Source organism: Oceaniglobus ichthyenteri, from assembly GCF_003057885.1.
In the GTDB taxonomy this organism is placed as follows: Bacteria; Pseudomonadota; Alphaproteobacteria; order Rhodobacterales; family Rhodobacteraceae; genus Oceaniglobus; species Oceaniglobus ichthyenteri.
On the sequence record NZ_QAGK01000006.1, the window covers coordinates 269919 to 285019 of the forward strand.

General features: G+C 63.9%; 17 protein-coding genes, 2 pseudogenes and 1 riboswitch. Of the genes and pseudogenes, 15 read left to right on the forward strand and 4 right to left on the reverse strand.

The window, feature by feature from the left end; translation table 11 throughout:
- Positions 1 to 50: 50 nt before the first annotated feature.
- Positions 51 to 233 (reverse strand): annotated as a pseudogene (locus C8265_RS11525) (YcbK family protein); the annotation flags it as partial.
- Positions 234 to 1245: 1012 nt separating this feature from the next.
- Positions 1246 to 1343: riboswitch (TPP riboswitch) on the forward strand.
- A gap of 66 nt (positions 1344 to 1409) precedes the next feature.
- Between C8265_RS11525 and thiD the strand changes: the two are divergent.
- Genes thiD through C8265_RS11575 form a run of 10 tightly spaced genes read left to right on the forward strand, consistent with a single transcriptional unit; the run spans position 1410 to position 8833 of the window.
- Positions 1410 to 2213, forward strand: coding sequence for a bifunctional hydroxymethylpyrimidine kinase/phosphomethylpyrimidine kinase (gene thiD, locus C8265_RS11530; protein WP_108484149.1), 804 nt, complete (start codon positions 1410 to 1412; stop codon positions 2211 to 2213).
- A complete protein-coding gene (locus C8265_RS11535; protein WP_108484191.1) occupies positions 2206 to 3180 on the forward strand; it encodes an FAD-dependent oxidoreductase in 975 nt (324 codons plus the stop codon). Before thiD ends, C8265_RS11535 begins: the two co-directional genes overlap by 8 nt.
- Entirely contained in the window at positions 3177 to 3374 is a 198-nt protein-coding gene (thiS, locus tag C8265_RS11540; protein WP_108484150.1) for a sulfur carrier protein ThiS, read from the forward strand. Before C8265_RS11535 ends, thiS begins: the two co-directional genes overlap by 4 nt.
- Before the next feature lie 3 nt (positions 3375 to 3377).
- Entirely contained in the window at positions 3378 to 4139 is a 762-nt protein-coding gene (locus tag C8265_RS11545) for a thiazole synthase (protein ID WP_108484151.1), read from the forward strand.
- The gene (locus C8265_RS11550) at positions 4136 to 4732 is read left to right on the forward strand and encodes a thiamine phosphate synthase (RefSeq protein WP_108484152.1); all 597 of its coding nucleotides are present in this window, start codon (positions 4136 to 4138) and stop codon (positions 4730 to 4732) included. The genes C8265_RS11545 and C8265_RS11550 overlap by 4 nt, the downstream gene beginning before the upstream one ends.
- Complete coding sequence (locus tag C8265_RS11555; protein WP_108484153.1) at positions 4729 to 5691, forward strand: HesA/MoeB/ThiF family protein; 963 nt, start codon at positions 4729 to 4731, stop codon at positions 5689 to 5691. The genes C8265_RS11550 and C8265_RS11555 overlap by 4 nt, the downstream gene beginning before the upstream one ends.
- Before the next feature lie 25 nt (positions 5692 to 5716).
- The gene (locus C8265_RS11560; RefSeq protein WP_108484154.1) at positions 5717 to 6664 is read left to right on the forward strand and encodes an ABC transporter substrate-binding protein; all 948 of its coding nucleotides are present in this window, start codon (positions 5717 to 5719) and stop codon (positions 6662 to 6664) included.
- Complete coding sequence (locus tag C8265_RS11565; protein ID WP_108484155.1) at positions 6661 to 7344, forward strand: TenA family protein; 684 nt, start codon at positions 6661 to 6663, stop codon at positions 7342 to 7344. The genes C8265_RS11560 and C8265_RS11565 overlap by 4 nt, the downstream gene beginning before the upstream one ends.
- A 17-nt stretch (positions 7345 to 7361) precedes the next feature.
- Entirely contained in the window at positions 7362 to 8078 is a 717-nt protein-coding gene (locus C8265_RS11570; RefSeq protein ID WP_240611052.1) for an ABC transporter ATP-binding protein, read from the forward strand.
- Positions 8078 to 8833 (forward strand): ABC transporter permease, encoded by a 756-nt coding sequence (locus tag C8265_RS11575; RefSeq protein WP_108484192.1) that lies wholly within the window; start codon positions 8078 to 8080, stop codon positions 8831 to 8833. The genes C8265_RS11570 and C8265_RS11575 overlap by 1 nt, the downstream gene beginning before the upstream one ends.
- Positions 8834 to 9122: 289 nt before the next feature.
- Here the strand turns inward: C8265_RS11575 and C8265_RS11580 are convergent, their stop codons facing one another.
- The gene (locus tag C8265_RS11580; RefSeq protein WP_338065785.1) at positions 9123 to 10070 is read right to left on the reverse strand and encodes a cation diffusion facilitator family transporter; all 948 of its coding nucleotides are present in this window, start codon (positions 10068 to 10070) and stop codon (positions 9123 to 9125) included.
- A gap of 383 nt (positions 10071 to 10453) precedes the next feature.
- Here C8265_RS11580 and C8265_RS11585 point away from each other — a divergent pair, with 383 nt between their 5' ends.
- The 3 genes from C8265_RS11585 to C8265_RS11595 are packed head-to-tail and all read left to right on the forward strand — an operon-like array spanning position 10454 to position 12825.
- On the forward strand, positions 10454 to 11143 hold the full coding sequence (locus tag C8265_RS11585) for an ankyrin repeat domain-containing protein (RefSeq protein WP_108484157.1): 690 nt from the start codon (positions 10454 to 10456) through the stop codon (positions 11141 to 11143).
- On the forward strand, positions 11140 to 11613 hold the full coding sequence (locus C8265_RS11590) for a nucleoside deaminase (protein WP_108484158.1): 474 nt from the start codon (positions 11140 to 11142) through the stop codon (positions 11611 to 11613). The genes C8265_RS11585 and C8265_RS11590 overlap by 4 nt, the downstream gene beginning before the upstream one ends.
- A gap of 6 nt (positions 11614 to 11619) precedes the next feature.
- Positions 11620 to 12825: a cyanate transporter gene (locus tag C8265_RS11595; protein WP_108484159.1), complete on the forward strand. Its 1206-nt coding sequence runs from the start codon at positions 11620 to 11622 to the stop codon at positions 12823 to 12825.
- A gap of 104 nt (positions 12826 to 12929) precedes the next feature.
- Here the strand turns inward: C8265_RS11595 and C8265_RS11600 are convergent, their stop codons facing one another.
- Entirely contained in the window at positions 12930 to 13607 is a 678-nt protein-coding gene (locus C8265_RS11600) for an ankyrin repeat domain-containing protein (RefSeq protein ID WP_108484160.1), read from the reverse strand.
- Between the two features lie 20 nt (positions 13608 to 13627).
- On the opposite strand from C8265_RS11600, the pseudogene C8265_RS19750 reads away from it, so the two are divergent.
- Positions 13628 to 13858, forward strand: a pseudogene (locus tag C8265_RS19750) (DNA methylase); the annotation flags it as partial.
- 62 nt (positions 13859 to 13920) lie between these two features.
- Complete coding sequence (locus C8265_RS20050) at positions 13921 to 14313, forward strand: hypothetical protein (RefSeq protein ID WP_164512317.1); 393 nt, start codon at positions 13921 to 13923, stop codon at positions 14311 to 14313.
- Positions 14314 to 14325: 12 nt separating this feature from the next.
- Here C8265_RS20050 and C8265_RS19500 read toward each other — a convergent pair.
- Positions 14326 to 15101 (reverse strand): metallophosphoesterase family protein (locus tag C8265_RS19500; protein ID WP_108484163.1); only part of this gene is annotated, 776 nt, incomplete at its 5' end.

Here is a 15101-nt window from a genome sequence, read left to right on the forward strand (position 1 = left end):
AAAAAGATAGACAAATGAAGGCACGATTTACGTACGAAAAGAACCTTGCGCTAGATCGCGACCGCGATGCCGATGAGCGCCACAGCAATGAACACCCAACGAAGTGTATCCAGATAGGGGACCAGCGGCAGAATAGCGGCCTGCGTGTCAGTCAGGACGTTCTGCGCGACCTTGACACCTGCCGCGCCCAATGTCGCGACACCCGCCGCCCCGCCACCTTTCATTGTGCGGTTTGGGCCGAACCCAATGCGCGAAAGCCCAAAGGCAAGGGCGGCGCTGGCACTGTTGGAACGGCATGGTTGGTTGGTAGCGCTCGCCCCCGGAACGGTGATACGCGGGGCTGCGCGCAAGGAGGTTTGGCAGATCGTGAAAGGTGCGCGCCAAATTTAATATCCAAAAACGTCAGCCAAAATCGAAGAGGGCGGCGCACCGCTGACCCGCCCTCTTGTCGCAGTAGTCGCAAGTGTCGCAACGGTCATGACCCGGAAGCAAAAAACGCACACCCAAATGTCGCGGAAGTCGCAGTTGTCGCAACAGGAATAGTAACGAAACACGGAACTGATATGACTAGCGACACATCCGCCTTGGCTGTGCCGGTTGCGGATTGAGCAGTTGGATGCTCGTCGTCACGGATAGGATCGGCAGCCGTCTGACCCTTTCCCGCTCAAGGTGGGACGGGAGTTACATCGCGGTCGCGCTGAGCCAAAAAATTAAGCAAGGCAGTTGTAACTGGTTGTCCTGATGCTGAGGGGAAGGCTTCACACAGGCGGTGGTTGCGCTCGTGGCAGCGATGAAATGCAAGACGGTGGGTTTTCCGGTGGCGATCAGCGGTTGACTGTGGGCTTGACCCACACTCCGTTTTGAGCACGCCACCGCCGCTGACTGGAATGCAGAGTCGAAACAAGGCATACTCAAGGAAATGCACGACGCGACTGCCTCACCAGTAAGCGGGAGCGAGATGAGAGATTTGCGCGAATGTGCGCCCGGACCTTATCATTTGTTATCATTCAATCGCGAAGCGGCAAGGCGAATGTACTTGGTTACCAAGTCCTGCGCATTCAGAGGTGGTCCTGATCTAGGTGGGGGATATAGTGGGGGACGCGCTTTTTACTTACCCAACAAAAACAAACACTTATCAGGGATAAATGGCGGAGGGAACGGGACTGCGGTCTAACCTTCTCCGTCACTCGATATGCTCACGCAGGCAATCTGGTTGACTCGTGGTTCGCTAGCAAATAGCCATGTCCCAATCCGTTGGGGTGCCGTCATGGCTGAGAGGCGAAAGCCGACCCATCGAACCTGATCTGGGTCATACCGGCGTAGGGAACGGAACACAGGCTTGGCACGCGCCACTTAAGCTTTTCTGTACCCTCCACGTCATTGGCCCTTTTTGTGAAATGGGGGCGCATATGGCGTTTCAAGCGTTGACCATAGCAGGCTCTGACAGCGGTGGCGGGGCCGGGATTCAGGCCGATCTCAAGACCTTCAGCGCCCTGGGTGTTTACGGGGCAAGCGTGCTCACCGCGATCACAGCACAAAACACCCGCGCCGTCACAGCCGTGGAGCCGGTCACCCCGGAAATGATCCGTGCCCAGATGGCGGCCGTGTTCGATGATCTTGAAATCGGGGCGGTGAAGATAGGCATGTTGGGCGGGCCCGGCACCATCAACGCTGTGGCCGAGGGGCTGGCGCGCTGCACGGCGCCCGTGGTGCTGGACCCTGTCATGATTGCGAAATCCGGCGATGCATTGCTGGCCGATGACGCGGTGGCGGTGTTGCGCGCGAAGATGCTGCCATTGGCAGACGTCCTGACCCCCAACCTGCCCGAATCCGCGCGCCTGCTGGATGCGCCCGAGGCCGGGGACGAGGCTACGATGCTGGAGCAGGGCCGCGCGTTGTTGGCACTGGGGCCACGGGCGGTGTTGATGAAGGGCGGGCATGGTTCGGGCGTAGACTGCGTTGACCTGCTGATCACGCCGGATGACGTTCTAAGACTGTCGGCGCGTCGCATTGCCACAACCAACACCCATGGCACGGGCTGCACCCTGTCTGCGGCGATCGCGGCGGGACTGGCGCTGGGCCTCGCCCTGCCGGAAGCCGTGCGCGCCGCCCACAGCTATCTGCAGGCGGCAATCGCCGCCGCTGACCGCCTGAACATCGGTGCCGGGCATGGCCCGGTCCATCACTTCCATGCGGTCTGGCGCAATGTCTGACGTCACGATCATCGGCGCGGGGGTCGCGGGGCTCTGGGCGGCGCGGTCCTGCCTTGCGCGCGGCCTGCGCCCCCGGCTGATCGACCGGACAGGCGCGCCCGGCGCGCATGGCTGTTCCTGGTGGGCGGGGGGTATGTTGTCGCCCGAATGCGAAGGCGCCTTGGCCGAGCCATTGATCGTGACGCATGGGCGCAAGGCGGCGGCACTCTGGAGGCAGGTGACGGAACTTCGCGAACAGGGCACGCTTGTTCTGGCGCCCGAACGCGACAGGGCCGAACTGGACCGATTTGCGGCGCGCACCGAGGGGCATGTGACATGCGACGCGGATGCCATCGCGGCGCTTGAACCCGATCTGGGCGGACGGCATCGGCGCGGGCTTTTCTTTACCGATGAAGCACATCTCGATCCGCGGCAGGCTTTGGCCGATCTGGTGGACGCGCTCGCCACCTCGGGCGTCACGGTTGAAACCGGCACGGTCGATCCGAGCGCGCTGGATGGCCCGGTGATCGACTGTCGCGGACTGGCCGCGCGGCGCGATCTGGCGGGGTTGCGCGGTGTGCGCGGCGAAATGATCGTGCTGCGCACGGAGGAAATCACGCTGACGCGCCCCATCCGGTTGCTGCATCCGCGCCATCCACTTTACGTCGTGCCGCGCGCGGGCGGTCGGTTCATGCTGGGCGCGACCCAGATCGAAACCGCGGCACGCGGCGGCGTGACCGCACGCTCGGCGCTGGAATTGCTTTCGGCGGCCTATGCGCTCGACCCGCGTTTTGCCGAGGCCGAGATCGTCGAAATGGGCGCGGACCTGCGCCCCGCCTTTGCCGACAATGTACCGCGGGTGGTTCGGCGCGGGCGCATTCTGCATCTCAACGGGTTATTTCGGCACGGTTTTCTGATGGCTCCGGCGCTGGCCGAACAGGCGGCTGAATTTCTTTTCACAGGCAGAACGGGGGAATCTTTTCCATGAAGATTGAAGTGAATGGTGAGCAGCGCGACATCGCCGCCACGGATCTGGCAAAAGCGCTGGCCGAACTGGGCTGGAGTGAACTCCGCGTGGCCACAGCGCTGAACGGCACTTTCGTGCCTGCGGCGGCGCGGGGCGACACGCCCCTTGCGCCTGGCGACAGGCTTGAGGTTCTGACCGCGATGCAAGGGGGCTGAGCGATGCGCGATTTCTATGGCGTGACGCTGCAGACGCCGATGATGCTGGGCACTGCGGGTTACCCCTCGCCCGCAACGATGGAGGCGGCCTTTCGCAGCAGCGGCGCATCAGTCGCCACAGTGTCCCTGCGCCGCGAACAGGGCGCGGGCCAGACCTTCTGGGACATGGTGCGCGGGCTTGGCGTACATCTGCTGCCCAACACCGCCGGCTGCCATTCCGCGCGCGAGGCAATCACGACGGCGCAGATGGCGCGCGAGTATTTCCGGACCGATTGGATCAAGCTGGAGGTGATCGGCCATGCCGACACGCTGCAGCCTGATCCCTTCGGCCTGCTGGAGGCGGCAGAGGCGCTGTGTGCCGACGGGTTCAAGGTGTTCCCCTACACCACCGAGGACCAGGTGCTGGCCGCGCGGTTGGTCGAGGCCGGTTGCCGCGTGCTCATGCCTTGGGGCGCACCCATCGGGTCGGGCATGGGGCTGAACAACATCCATGGCTTGCGCACCCTGCGCGCGGCCTTTCCCGATGTGGCCATGGTGATCGACGCGGGTCTTGGCCTGCCCAGCCACGCCGCCAAGGCGATGGAAATGGGGTTTGACGCCGTCTTGCTGAACACCGCCGTGGCCGAGGCCGGCGACCCCGCAGCCATGGCGCGTGCCTTTGCACTGGGCGCGCAGGCAGGCGCCTTGGCGGCCGCATCCGGCCCGATGGGGGTGCGCGACATGGCCGCCCCATCGACGCCCCTGATCGGGAAGGCATGGCTATGACGCTGCCACGTTTCTATCCGATTTTCGACAGCGCTGATTGGGTGGCGCGCGCAGTTCCCCTTGGCGTGCGCCTCGTGCAATTGCGGGTCAAGGACCGGCCAGAGCAGAGCTTGCGCACCGAAATATCCACGGCGCTGGACCTCTGCCGCAGTCACGGCGCCGCGCTCGTCGTCAACGATCACTGGCAACTGGCGATCGATCTGGGAGCGGACTGGCTGCATCTGGGCCAGGAGGATCTGGATGTTGCCGATATTCCCGCGATCCGCCGCGCGGGACTGAAACTGGGTGTTTCGACCCATGACCGCGCCGAGCTGGACCGCGCATTGGCGCTGGCTCCGGACTACATCGCGCTTGGGCCGATCTATCCGACCATCCTGAAAAAGATGAAATGGACCGAGCAGGGGCTTGACCGGCTGACGGAATGGAAGAGCGTGATCGGGGATATCCCGCTGTGCGCTATTGGCGGCATGTCGGTCGCGCGTGCGCCGGGGGCCTTTGCGGCGGGGGCCGATATGGTGGCGGCGGTCACCGACATCACCCTGAACGCCGATCCTGAGGCCCGCCTCGGCGATTGGCTGAAGGTGACCGCATGAGCCGTTATGCCCGCCAGATCACCCTGCGCCAGGTCGGCGATGCCGGGCAGGCACGGCTTCGCGCGGCGCATGTTCTGGTGGTGGGCGCCGGGGCCCTGGGTGTGCCGGTGCTGCAATACCTTGCGGGCGCAGGCGTGGGCGCGATCACCCTGATCGACGGCGACACGGTGGCCGAAAGCAATCTCCACCGCCAGCCGCTTTACGGAATGAAGGATATCGGCAGCCCCAAGGTACAGGCCGCCGCAGAGGCCGTGGCCGCGCTGAACCCCGAAGTGTCGGTGACCGCGCAGTGCGCGTGGCTGACCCCCGCCAATGCAACTGCCCTGGTGGAGCACGCGGATGTCGTGCTGGATTGCGCCGATACCTTCGCAGTCAGTTTCACCCTGTCAGATATAGCTCTTGCCGCAAAAAAGCCGCTGGTGTCCGCCTCTGCACTGGGGCTGTCGGGCTATGTCGGCGGCTTCTGCGCCACGGCTCCATCCCTGCGGGCGGTGTTTCCCGATCTTCCGCAAAGCGCCGCGACCTGCGCCACCGCCGGTGTGCTCGGCCCGGTGGTGGCGACAATGGGGGCCGTGCAGGCGCAGATGGCGCTGGCGGTCCTGCTGAGGATGGCCCCCTCGCCCCTGGGTCAGATGATGGTCTGGGATGCCGCAAACTGGCGCATGTCCGGCTTTCGCTTCGACGCGGCACCAGAACCGGCCTCACCCGCCCGCTTTATCGCCGCCAGCCAGATCGCGCCCAGCGATCTCGTGATCGATCTGCGCTCCGAGGCCCCGGCCCCGTTTCGGGACACCGCACTGCATCTGTCGACCGACGCACTTCCCGAGCTGGCACTGCCCCCTGACGGCGCGCGCGTCGTGTTGGCATGCCGTACCGGTCTGCGCGCCCATCACGCCGCCACCGCCCTGCGACATCGCTGGGACGGTGATATCGCGCTTGTCGCGCTCCCCGACTGTTGAACCCGATCAGACCTGGAGGTTTTCCATGAAACACATTCTCACCACGCTTGCCTTTGGCCTCATCGCCACCCCAGTCCTGGCCCAGGACCGGCTGACAGTGATGCTGGATTGGTTCGTCAATCCCGATCACGGGCCGATCATCCTGGCCGAGGAGATGGGCTATTTCGCCGATGCCGGCCTGGAGGTCGAGATCGTCACCCCTGCCGATCCCAACGATCCGCCGCGCATGGCGGCGGCGGGGCGCGTCGATCTGGCGGTGACTTATCAACCCGAACTGCACCTGAACCGCCGCGAAGGTCTGGATCTGGTGCGGGTCGGCACCCTGATCGAGACGCCGCTGACCTGCCTTGTCGTACGTGCCGACGGGCCCGTGCAATCCCTCGGGGACCTGGCCGGGCGCAAGGTGGGCTTTGCCGTGGCGGGTGTGCAGGAAATGCTGCTGACGGCCATGCTGGACCACAATGGCCTTTCTGACGATGATGTGGAACAGATCAACATCGGCTGGTCGATTTCGCCCGCGCTGATGTCCGGGCAGGTCGATGGCGTGATTGGCGCCTTCCGCAACTTCGAGCTGAACCAGATGGAGATCGAAGGCCATGAAGGGCGCTGTTTCTACCCTGAGGCCGAGGGCGTGCCATCATATGACGAACTGATCTACGTGGCCCGCGCCGACGGGCTTGACCGCGACCCGATCGCGCGCTTCCTGCTGGCCACTGAACGCGCGACGGCCGATATACTGAACGATCCCGAGGCGGCAGGCGAGAGGTTCTTTGCCACCAGCGCCGAGTTGCGCAACGAACTGAACACCCGCGCCTGGGGCGATACCTGGCCGCGTTTCGCAACCCGCCCTGCCGCCGTGGATCAAGGGCGCTATGACCGGTTCGAGGCGTTTCTGGTGGCGCAAGGCGCCGTGAAAACGGCAATTCCCGCAGCCGATCTGGTGGTCGATGTCACCGCGCAGGTGGCGCAATGACTGGCCCCGACTATGGACGCGCCTTTGGCCTGTGGCGCGCGGGCACGGGACAGGATTGGGTCGATTATACCCATCACGCCTTCGTCGAGGGCCTGCGCGACGGCAGCCTGCCGCAGCAAAGCTACCTGCACTACCTCCGTCAGGATTATGTTTTCCTGATCCATTTCGCCCGCGCCTGGGCGTTGGCGGCGGCCAAGGCCGATACGCTGGACGAAATGGCCGCAGCCAGCGCCACGGTCCACGCACTTGTGCATGTGGAAATGCCGCTGCATGTGCAGACCTGTTCAACCCACGGCATCGACCGCGCCGCGCTGGAGGCCACGCCCGAGGCGCCGGGCAACCTCGCCTATACCCGCTATGTGCTGGAGGCGGGCTATTCCGGCGATTTCCTCGATCTGCTTGCCGCGCTCGCCCCCTGCGTTCTGGGCTATGGCGAGATCGGGCGGCGGCTGGAAGGCACCACCGGGCCCTATGCGGATTGGTGCGCGATATATGCAGGACCGGAATTTCAGGCGCTGTGCCACAAGGTTGGCGCGCTGATCGATGGGGCGCTGCTGCGTCGTCTGGGGCCGGACTGGACGGACCTGCCCCGCGCCGATACGCTTCAGGCTCGGTTTGCCACTGCGACGCGCCTGGAGATCGGGTTCTGGGACATGGCAAGCGCCCCTGCATCACGATGACCGCCCCTGCGATTCACATGTCAGGGTCATTGTGGGTCGGAGGCTCGGGGCTGATCGACGCGTTCGATCTGACCCTGCCCGCCGAACGCTGGAGCGTGCTTCTGGGCCCGTCCGGGGTCGGTAAGACATCTTTGCTGCGGTTGATCGCCGGGCTACCCTGCGCGGCCCGTCTGGACGGGCGGATCACCGCGACTGACGGCGCCCCACTCGCCACCCGCGTGGCAATGATGGCGCAGGACGATCAGCTTATGCCTTGGGCCAGCGCCTTGAATAACGTGATCATCGGCTCGCGCCTGCGCGGGGAACGCCCGCAGCGCGACTTGGCGCACAGACTGCTGGTCGATGTGGGCCTGGGAGACCACGCGGCCCGCAAACCCGCGCAACTTTCGGCGGGTCAGCGTCAGCGCATAGCGCTCGCACGTACGCTTTACGAAGATCGCGCCGTCGTTTTGCTGGACGAACCCTTTTCGGCGCTGGATGTTCTGACGCGCCACGTGATGCAGGACATGGCGGCACGGCTGCTGTATGGGCGCACGGTGGTTCTGATCACCCATGACCCAGCCGAGGCGATCCGGCTGGCTGACCGGGCATGGATCGTCTCGCGCCGCGGCATCGCGCCATGCGGCTTGCCCGACGATGCCCCGCCGCGCGCACCCGAAGCTGCAGCGACCCTGTCCGCACAAGCCGCGCTGTTGCAGCGGATGCGCCAGTTTTGCGCCCCCAAGGCCGCCTGATGCGAGGTGTGGGTCGCAGATTGTGGCGTGGCGCGATAGCTTTTCTGTTCGCAATCGCCCTTTGGCAGGCCGTGGTTAGTCTGACCGGCGTGCCGCGCTTTATCCTGCCGGGGCCGGGTCTTGTCGCGCAGGCGCTCTGGGACAACGCCGCGCTGATCTGGGAGAATGCTCTGTGGTCGGCGGGCAATCTCGGGCTTGGGCTTGCCATCGGCATCGTGTTGGGGGTGGAGACCGCCCTGCTGCTGACGCTGTCGCGACGCGCGCGGTGGCTGTTGCGCCCCATACTGGTGGCGGCGCAAGCGGTTCCGGTGTTCGCGCTGGCACCGGTGATCACGCTCTGGATGGGATACGGCATGCCATCCAAGATTGTGACCATTGCCCTTGTCACCTATTTCCCCGTCACCTCTGCCTTGTTCGACCGTTTGATGGCACTGCCCACGGGCCTTGCCGACCTGTCCCGCCTTGCAGGGGCCGGCCGCTGGCGTGAAACACTCCTGTTGCGCCTGCCCCATGCTTTTCCGGGGCTGATCACGGGCTTGCGGCTGGCGGTGGTTTACGGACCGCTGGCAGTTCTGATCGGCGAATGGGTTGGTTCGTCGCAAGGACTTGGCCACCTGATGTTGATGGCCAATGGCCGGGGTCAGACAGCCCTTATGTTTGCTGCACTGATTGTGCTTGCCACGCTGTCCCTCACACTCTGGGTCATAGTAGAGGCGCTTTCCCGGTGGTCGGTGAAGCGGCTTTCGTCTGCCTGACCGGATCTGATAGTCCTATCGCTCGGCGACTTCTGTGGTTCCCTCCCTACATGTAAGTGCCTCTGAATTCTGGAGTCAGTGATCGAATGCGGCCCTGCTTCAGGTCTGTATATGCGGCACATCTCAGAAGCTGCTCGCAGGGAAGGGGGTCTTGATTCTGAGGGGCGGCGCTGCGCCCTTCGCGCCACATCGAGAACAGAAGCAGCGGAATCGCGAGTCCATGGGCGGGCGCGATCCTCAGCAGCAACAATATCGATGAGGCTGACCGCCATCTCCCCCTTGCCGCGCCCTAGCGATGGGGCGAGGCCGATTTTTGCGAATGCGGTATTCGTGAGGGAGCGGCATCAGGCTCCCACACATCCTTGTGGATGGTGACATCGGCATTTGGACAGGCAGCAATGATACGCCTGCGAAGATCCGCGCCCACATCGTGCGCCTCGCGAAGCGTCTGATCGCCATCCAGTTCGATATGCAGCACGATGAAGACCTGCGAGCCCGCCATCCGGGTTTTCAGATCGTGGAAATCGTGCACGCCGGGATGTTCCCGCGTCAAACCAACGATGATCTCCTCGACTGAATCGGGCGCCTTTCGGTCCATCAACGAGTCGATGGCTTGCTTCCCGATACGCAAGGCACCGACAATCATCAGGGCAGCCGCAAGAATGGCAACGAGGGTATCCACAATGACCAAGCCGAAATACCGCGCCGCGATCAGCGAGACGATGGCGCCTAGGTTTGGGATCAGGTCGCCAAGATAGTGCAGACTGTCCGCGGCCACGATGCGGTTGCCCGTGCGCCGCGCGACCCGTCGTTGAAAGAGCACAAGCGCAAGTGTCAGAACGACGGAAAGACCCATGACAACAAGCCCGGCACCTTCGGCGCGAAGCCCCGTTGCAGCACCACTCGTGACCCGATTTACGGCCGCGAGTCCGATGGCAATGCCGGCCACTGCAATGGCCACGGCCTGCGCAAGCGCGGCAAGGTCTTCAGCGGAACTGTGTCCAAAGTCATGGTCAGCATCAGGCGGTCGTGCCGCATAGAGAATTGCCATGAACGCCGTGGCGGAAACGAGCAAATCCAGCGCGCTGTCTGCGGCGGAGGCTGCAATCGCGAGAGAGCCGGTTGCGGCAAAAGCCCATAGTTTGGCAAGCACGAGAATGCCCGCCACGCCGACCGAGGCAATTCCCGCTTTCTTGTTGAGACTTCGATGCTCGGCCTGCTCCAACATGATCTCCATTCTTTTCCTGAACCCAGGTTGGCATCAGCCATCAACGGACGAACTTTATACCACGACCGAAAAGTATCCGTCCGCTGTGTCTGATCTGTTCTTCGATCGCAACCGCAAGTATCCGAACGCTCTCGGTTAGGGAAGGAGCGTCAGGATCCGCGTGATGTATCGCGATTTCCATGGCGTAAACGTTCGGCAATGTCGCAACGGCATGCAGTTCGGTGCCCCCTCCCCCGCCTTCCTAAGCATATGATCCCTGAAACCGGTGTCGACCGCGCTCAGCAAGCCGATAAAACAGGGGCCATCGACGCGGGCACCAGCTGCAATCTGAAGAATTGGTTTTCCAAAGGCCCGCTTGTCGAATATCTGAACCGGCAAGACAGGAGTTTCCCATGCGCGGCCGTTTGCCGACCCTTTTAGCCCTCATCTCGCTTGCAGGATGCATGATCATGACCGATCCCTTCGCCCCGGGCCGGATTTCGTCGGCCCAAGCCGGTCCTTTGCTGATCGACGCTGCCGAAAGCGGCGACGCGGCAGGTGTCCGGAAATTGATCGGCCGCGATGACCAACTCGACGCACGCGACGACCGTGGCCGGACGGCGCTCTTGGCCGCAACCCACGCGAACCAGATCGAGACCGCACGGCTGTTGATCGACGCGGGCGCGGACGTGAATGCCAAGGACGACATCGACGATAGCCCCTATCTCTATGCGGGCGCGCGCGGACATCTGAAAATCCTGAAGATGACGCTTGCCCACCGCGCCGACCTGACCAGCACCAACCGGTATGGCGGCACGGCGCTGATCCCAGCGGCAGAGCGGGGGCATGTGGAGACCGTGCGGACGCTGATCACGGCCGGGACGGAAATCGACCATGTCAACAACCTGGGATGGACGGCGCTTCTCGAGGCGATCATTCTCAGCGATGGCGGGCCGAACCACGTTGCGATTGTCAGGCTGCTGGTCGAGGCAGGCGCGGATGTGACCCTCGCCGACAATGACGGGGTTACACCACTTCAACATGCTAAGGCACGCAGATATACTGAAATTGCAGACATACTCGAGAAGGCAGGTGCAAGATGAGTGACAACGCATTCATGCAGGAGGCGGTCGAGCTCGCCCGCGAAAACGTCGCAGATGGCGGCCAGCCCTTCGGCGCTGTGCTGGTCAAGGACGGCAAGGTCATCGCGCGGGCGGTGAACCGAATGGAGGCCGAGAACGACCCGACCGCGCATGCGGAACTGATGGCACTCCGTGAAGCGGGGGCGGCGCTGGCGACCACGCGGCTCGACGGCTGCACCGTCTACGCCAGTGGTCAGCCCTGCCCGATGTGCCTTGCCGCAATGCGGATCGCCGGGATCTCCGAGATTGTCATTGGCTATAGCAACGAAAACGGCGCGCCTTACGGTCTGGGCTCGGCTGACGCCGCGGCGGAATTGTCGCAGCCGCTTGATCAACAAGACTGGGCAACGATCCGTTATCTTCCGCCCGACGACGCTGCCGCGCCCGAAATCTACCGAGCATGGTCCGCGCAATCCGCGAAGAAGGCGTAAGCAGGAATGGTGACGCGCGGAGCGAAGGCGCGCGCGTCTCGTCCGATTGCACTGACAATTCTTATCGTGGTGATCGCGCTCAACCTGCGGCCCTTCCTGGCAGCGCCGGGGCCGATCCTGGCCCAGATCGCCCAAGACACGGGGTTGAGCTATGGCACTCTGTCGCTGCTGACCCTGTTGCCGATGATGCTTATGGGGATCGGCGCTTTCGCGTCGCCCCCGATCCAGGCGACAATCGGCACAAGACGCGGGCTGCTGCTGGCGCTTGCGTTCCTGATGCTCGGCAATGCGCTCCGGCTGTTCGCAGACAACGGGACGGTCCTGATCCTGACGGCGGTTCTGTGCGGTGCGAGCGTTGCCTTCATCCAATCGGCCATTCCGGGGTTGATCAAGGAAAAATTCGCGACCAGCGTTGCAGGCATGACCGGGCTCTATTCCGCCATGATCATGACGGGCGGCGCGTTGGGCGCGCAATTGACACCAGTTCTGGTGGAGGCTGGCCGGTCCTGGACCGTGGCGCTCGCGGTTCTCGCTCTGCCGGTGCTGCTGGCCGCCGTCTCTACCGCCGGGCTCCTTGCGGAAACGCGGTTTGTTCGCCCCGAGCGAGGGTTGGTCGCCCAACTTCTTGGCCGGCGCAGAGCCTGGAACCTGATGGCGGTGTTCGGCCTGATCAATGGCGGCTACTCGTCGCTGATCGCCTGGCTTGCGCCCTATTATCAGGCGCACGGCTGGAGCAGCAGTGAAAGCGGCCTGCTGATAGCGATCATGGCGGTCACTCAGGCGGTCGGCGCCGTCATCCTGCCGCTGCTGGCGCGTAACGGCACTGACCGCCGCCCCTGGCTCTGGGCCTGCGCGGCAATGCAAGCCACGGGGTTCGCCGGATTGTCGTTTGCTCCCACCCTTGCGCCGGTGTTCTGGGTGATGATCTGCAGCGTCGGGCTTGCGGGGAGCTTCGCGCTCTGCCTCATCCTGGCGCTCGATCACCTGCCCGATCCCGCCCGCGCCGGTCCGCTGGCCGCGCTCATGCAGGGCGGAGGATTCATCCTTGCGGCCATCCCGCCCCTTATCCTTGCACGCATTCATGCCGCGACCGAGAGCTTTGCCGGCGGCTGGTTCATGCATCTGGGCTGGATCGCCGTGGCTGCCATCCTCGTCAACCGCTTCGCGCCAGAGCACTATCCGGAGGCCATGGGGCCAGAACTTGCCGGGTAAACTCACGGACTTGGAAACGCGTCAAGCCGGAGGTGAATGCAGCGGTGCAGAAGCGTGTGGTCAACATTTCAACTTTGCGGTTGGCGTACACGAGCCTTCTATCATCAATTGCCCGCTGCCCGGATGATAGCGGCGATCTCATCATAGCCTCGCGCTCTGGCATGTTGCAGCGGCGTGACGCCGTCGCGGTCGGCAATGGCGATGTCCGCGTCGGCTTCCACCAAGGCACGCACCGTGGCGATGTGGTCGGGACCACCATCGCCCAGCACGACGGCCTCCATGAGCGCGGTCCAGCCCAGATTGTTGACGTGATCGAGCGGCGCGCCGCCTGAGATCAGACGGCGGACCACCTCGGCATGGCCCAGATGCGCCGCGGCGATAAGAGCGGTGCCGTCATAGACGCTGGTGATCAGATCCGCGCGGTTGCCCAGCTCAATCGCCAGAGAAACCATATCCGGATCGTCCGCGACAGCCGCAATGGTCAGCACGTCATAAGCCCGTCCTTCGAGCGCGTTCATGTCGGCACCGGCCTCGGCCAGAGCCCGCATCGCGGCATCGTTCGACGCGAAGGCGGCGACATGCGCCGGGGTCCGGCCCGCCTGGTCCCGCGCATCGATATCGGCCCCTGCGGCGGCAAGGTGCCGAATGGTTTCGACGTCACCCTCATGCGCGGCACGATGCAGCCCGTCATACCCCGCGATCTGCGACGCCGAGGGAGCTGTTTGTGCCTGCGCCGTTGTGGCGAGCGCGAGCAGGAAAAGGCACAGGAGAGTGCGCAGCATGGGTTCGATCCTCTTTCAGGGCGGCCATCGCCGAGAATGCCGCCTGGTATTGCTGGCACGCCTCGCGGCGTCAGGCGATGCTGGAAGCCTGCTGGGAAAAAGCCGGGGCCTTCGTCCACCAGCAGATCATCTGGGTAAAGGACCGCGGTGTTCTGACCCGGTCCCACTACCTCTGGAAGCACGAGCCCTGTTTTATAAGCTGGCGTCGACCCAACCGCCCGCCAAAGGTTGCCGAGGAAACCCTGCCTGCGCGGTTCAGGCAGGCGCTTCAAGACGAAGGCGGCCTCGGCCAGCCGTTCCTCCACGAGGTCGGGTGTCCAGTCTGTCATTGCGACACCTCCCGATCTCGCGGGCATTGCCCGTACAGCTTCTCGCCGAGTTGCCGGACCAACTCTCGTTCCGGCCAGGTCAGGCGGTGATCGTCGATGGCCACGGCCAGCAGGCCTTGCTCCTGCCAGCCATCGCGCTTCACATCGTCGGGGCTGCGACGATGGAGCGCGGCGACGTCACCACCATCGCCGATCTCGCCAGAGAGGAAGGCATCTCCGACCGCTACGTCTGCCGCGTGATCCGGCTGGCGTGGCTTGCACCCACCGTGCTGGAGCGGCTGGTCCTGCGACGCGAACCCACGGTGCTGTCGATCTTCGACCTATGCGGAGTGGCGGAGCTTCCGTGGGTCGAGCAGCCGGAAAAGGTGTTTGACTGATGGCCGCCCGTTCTAGCTGATCGCCCGGTGTACCCGGATCTTGTCCTTCGAAAGCGGTCCGGCCGGGTAGGACATATCATAAGAGACCAGTGGCCCGTCCTTGCCAGCAGAATAGTCGAGGCAAAGCGCATTCTGTGCCTGTAGGACCGGCTCGCCACTCAACCAGTAATGCCCGAAGAACACCGGTCGCGCAGTGGCTGGATAGGTCTGTGCCGAAAGCGTCTCCGGCAAGTTTTCGTCAGGCAGGTCCTCAATTGACGGCACAGAGATCGCGATGTCGCGCCAGGTGCGAGCGGCCGCGTTCCACCATTGCAGGCGCACATGATCCCGCTCCGTCCTGTCCTTGTCCGAGAACGACCAGCCATCAGGCAACCGATGCTCCGGCCCCTTCGTAATCTGCTCAGCCAATATGAACATCTCGTCGGCCTCATTGCGATCTGCAGCTCGGATCAGCTGTTCCTCGGTCAATACGCCATTCCCGGTCAGCGCCTTGAGCCGGTCAACTGAGGCGTCAATCCAGCAGGCGTGCACGGCACGAAACCCGTCCTCCTCCAGAAACAGGGGCAGGCTGCGCATCCAGTCCAGAACGTCGCGCGTCTGTGGATCACCGGGCGGGAACTGGTCCAGGAACGTCCGGTGCTGCCGGATGTTTTTTGGCGAATGCGCACGAAGCGGCTGGCCATCATCGGGGTGCATCGTGTGGAAGTGCAGAGCGTTGAGTTCGTGATTGCCCATGATCGCCTTGGCCTTGCCTGCATCGACGAGTTCGCGGACGGTCTTGAGAACAG

What these genes read in the sequence shown, in the direction of transcription:
- thiD (WP_108484149.1), top strand. Translation starts at nt 1,410, where the DNA reads ATGGCGTTTCAAGCGTTGACCATAGCAGGCTCTGACAGCGGTGGCGGG.
- C8265_RS11535 (WP_108484191.1), top strand. Translation starts at nt 2,206, where the DNA reads ATGTCTGACGTCACGATCATCGGCGCGGGGGTCGCGGGGCTCTGGGCG.
- thiS (WP_108484150.1), top strand. Translation starts at nt 3,177, where the DNA reads ATGAAGATTGAAGTGAATGGTGAGCAGCGCGACATCGCCGCCACGGAT.
- C8265_RS11545 (WP_108484151.1), top strand. Translation starts at nt 3,378, where the DNA reads ATGCGCGATTTCTATGGCGTGACGCTGCAGACGCCGATGATGCTGGGC.
- C8265_RS11550 (WP_108484152.1), top strand. Translation starts at nt 4,136, where the DNA reads ATGACGCTGCCACGTTTCTATCCGATTTTCGACAGCGCTGATTGGGTG.
- C8265_RS11555 (WP_108484153.1), top strand. Translation starts at nt 4,729, where the DNA reads ATGAGCCGTTATGCCCGCCAGATCACCCTGCGCCAGGTCGGCGATGCC.
- C8265_RS11560 (WP_108484154.1), top strand. Translation starts at nt 5,717, where the DNA reads ATGAAACACATTCTCACCACGCTTGCCTTTGGCCTCATCGCCACCCCA.
- C8265_RS11565 (WP_108484155.1), top strand. Translation starts at nt 6,661, where the DNA reads ATGACTGGCCCCGACTATGGACGCGCCTTTGGCCTGTGGCGCGCGGGC.
- C8265_RS11570 (WP_240611052.1), top strand. Translation starts at nt 7,362, where the DNA reads ATGTCAGGGTCATTGTGGGTCGGAGGCTCGGGGCTGATCGACGCGTTC.
- C8265_RS11575 (WP_108484192.1), top strand. Translation starts at nt 8,078, where the DNA reads ATGCGAGGTGTGGGTCGCAGATTGTGGCGTGGCGCGATAGCTTTTCTG.
- C8265_RS11580 (WP_338065785.1), bottom strand. Translation starts at nt 10,070, where the DNA reads ATGGAGATCATGTTGGAGCAGGCCGAGCATCGAAGTCTCAACAAGAAA.
- C8265_RS11585 (WP_108484157.1), top strand. Translation starts at nt 10,454, where the DNA reads ATGCGCGGCCGTTTGCCGACCCTTTTAGCCCTCATCTCGCTTGCAGGA.
- C8265_RS11590 (WP_108484158.1), top strand. Translation starts at nt 11,140, where the DNA reads ATGAGTGACAACGCATTCATGCAGGAGGCGGTCGAGCTCGCCCGCGAA.
- C8265_RS11595 (WP_108484159.1), top strand. Translation starts at nt 11,620, where the DNA reads ATGGTGACGCGCGGAGCGAAGGCGCGCGCGTCTCGTCCGATTGCACTG.
- C8265_RS11600 (WP_108484160.1), bottom strand. Translation starts at nt 13,607, where the DNA reads ATGCTGCGCACTCTCCTGTGCCTTTTCCTGCTCGCGCTCGCCACAACG.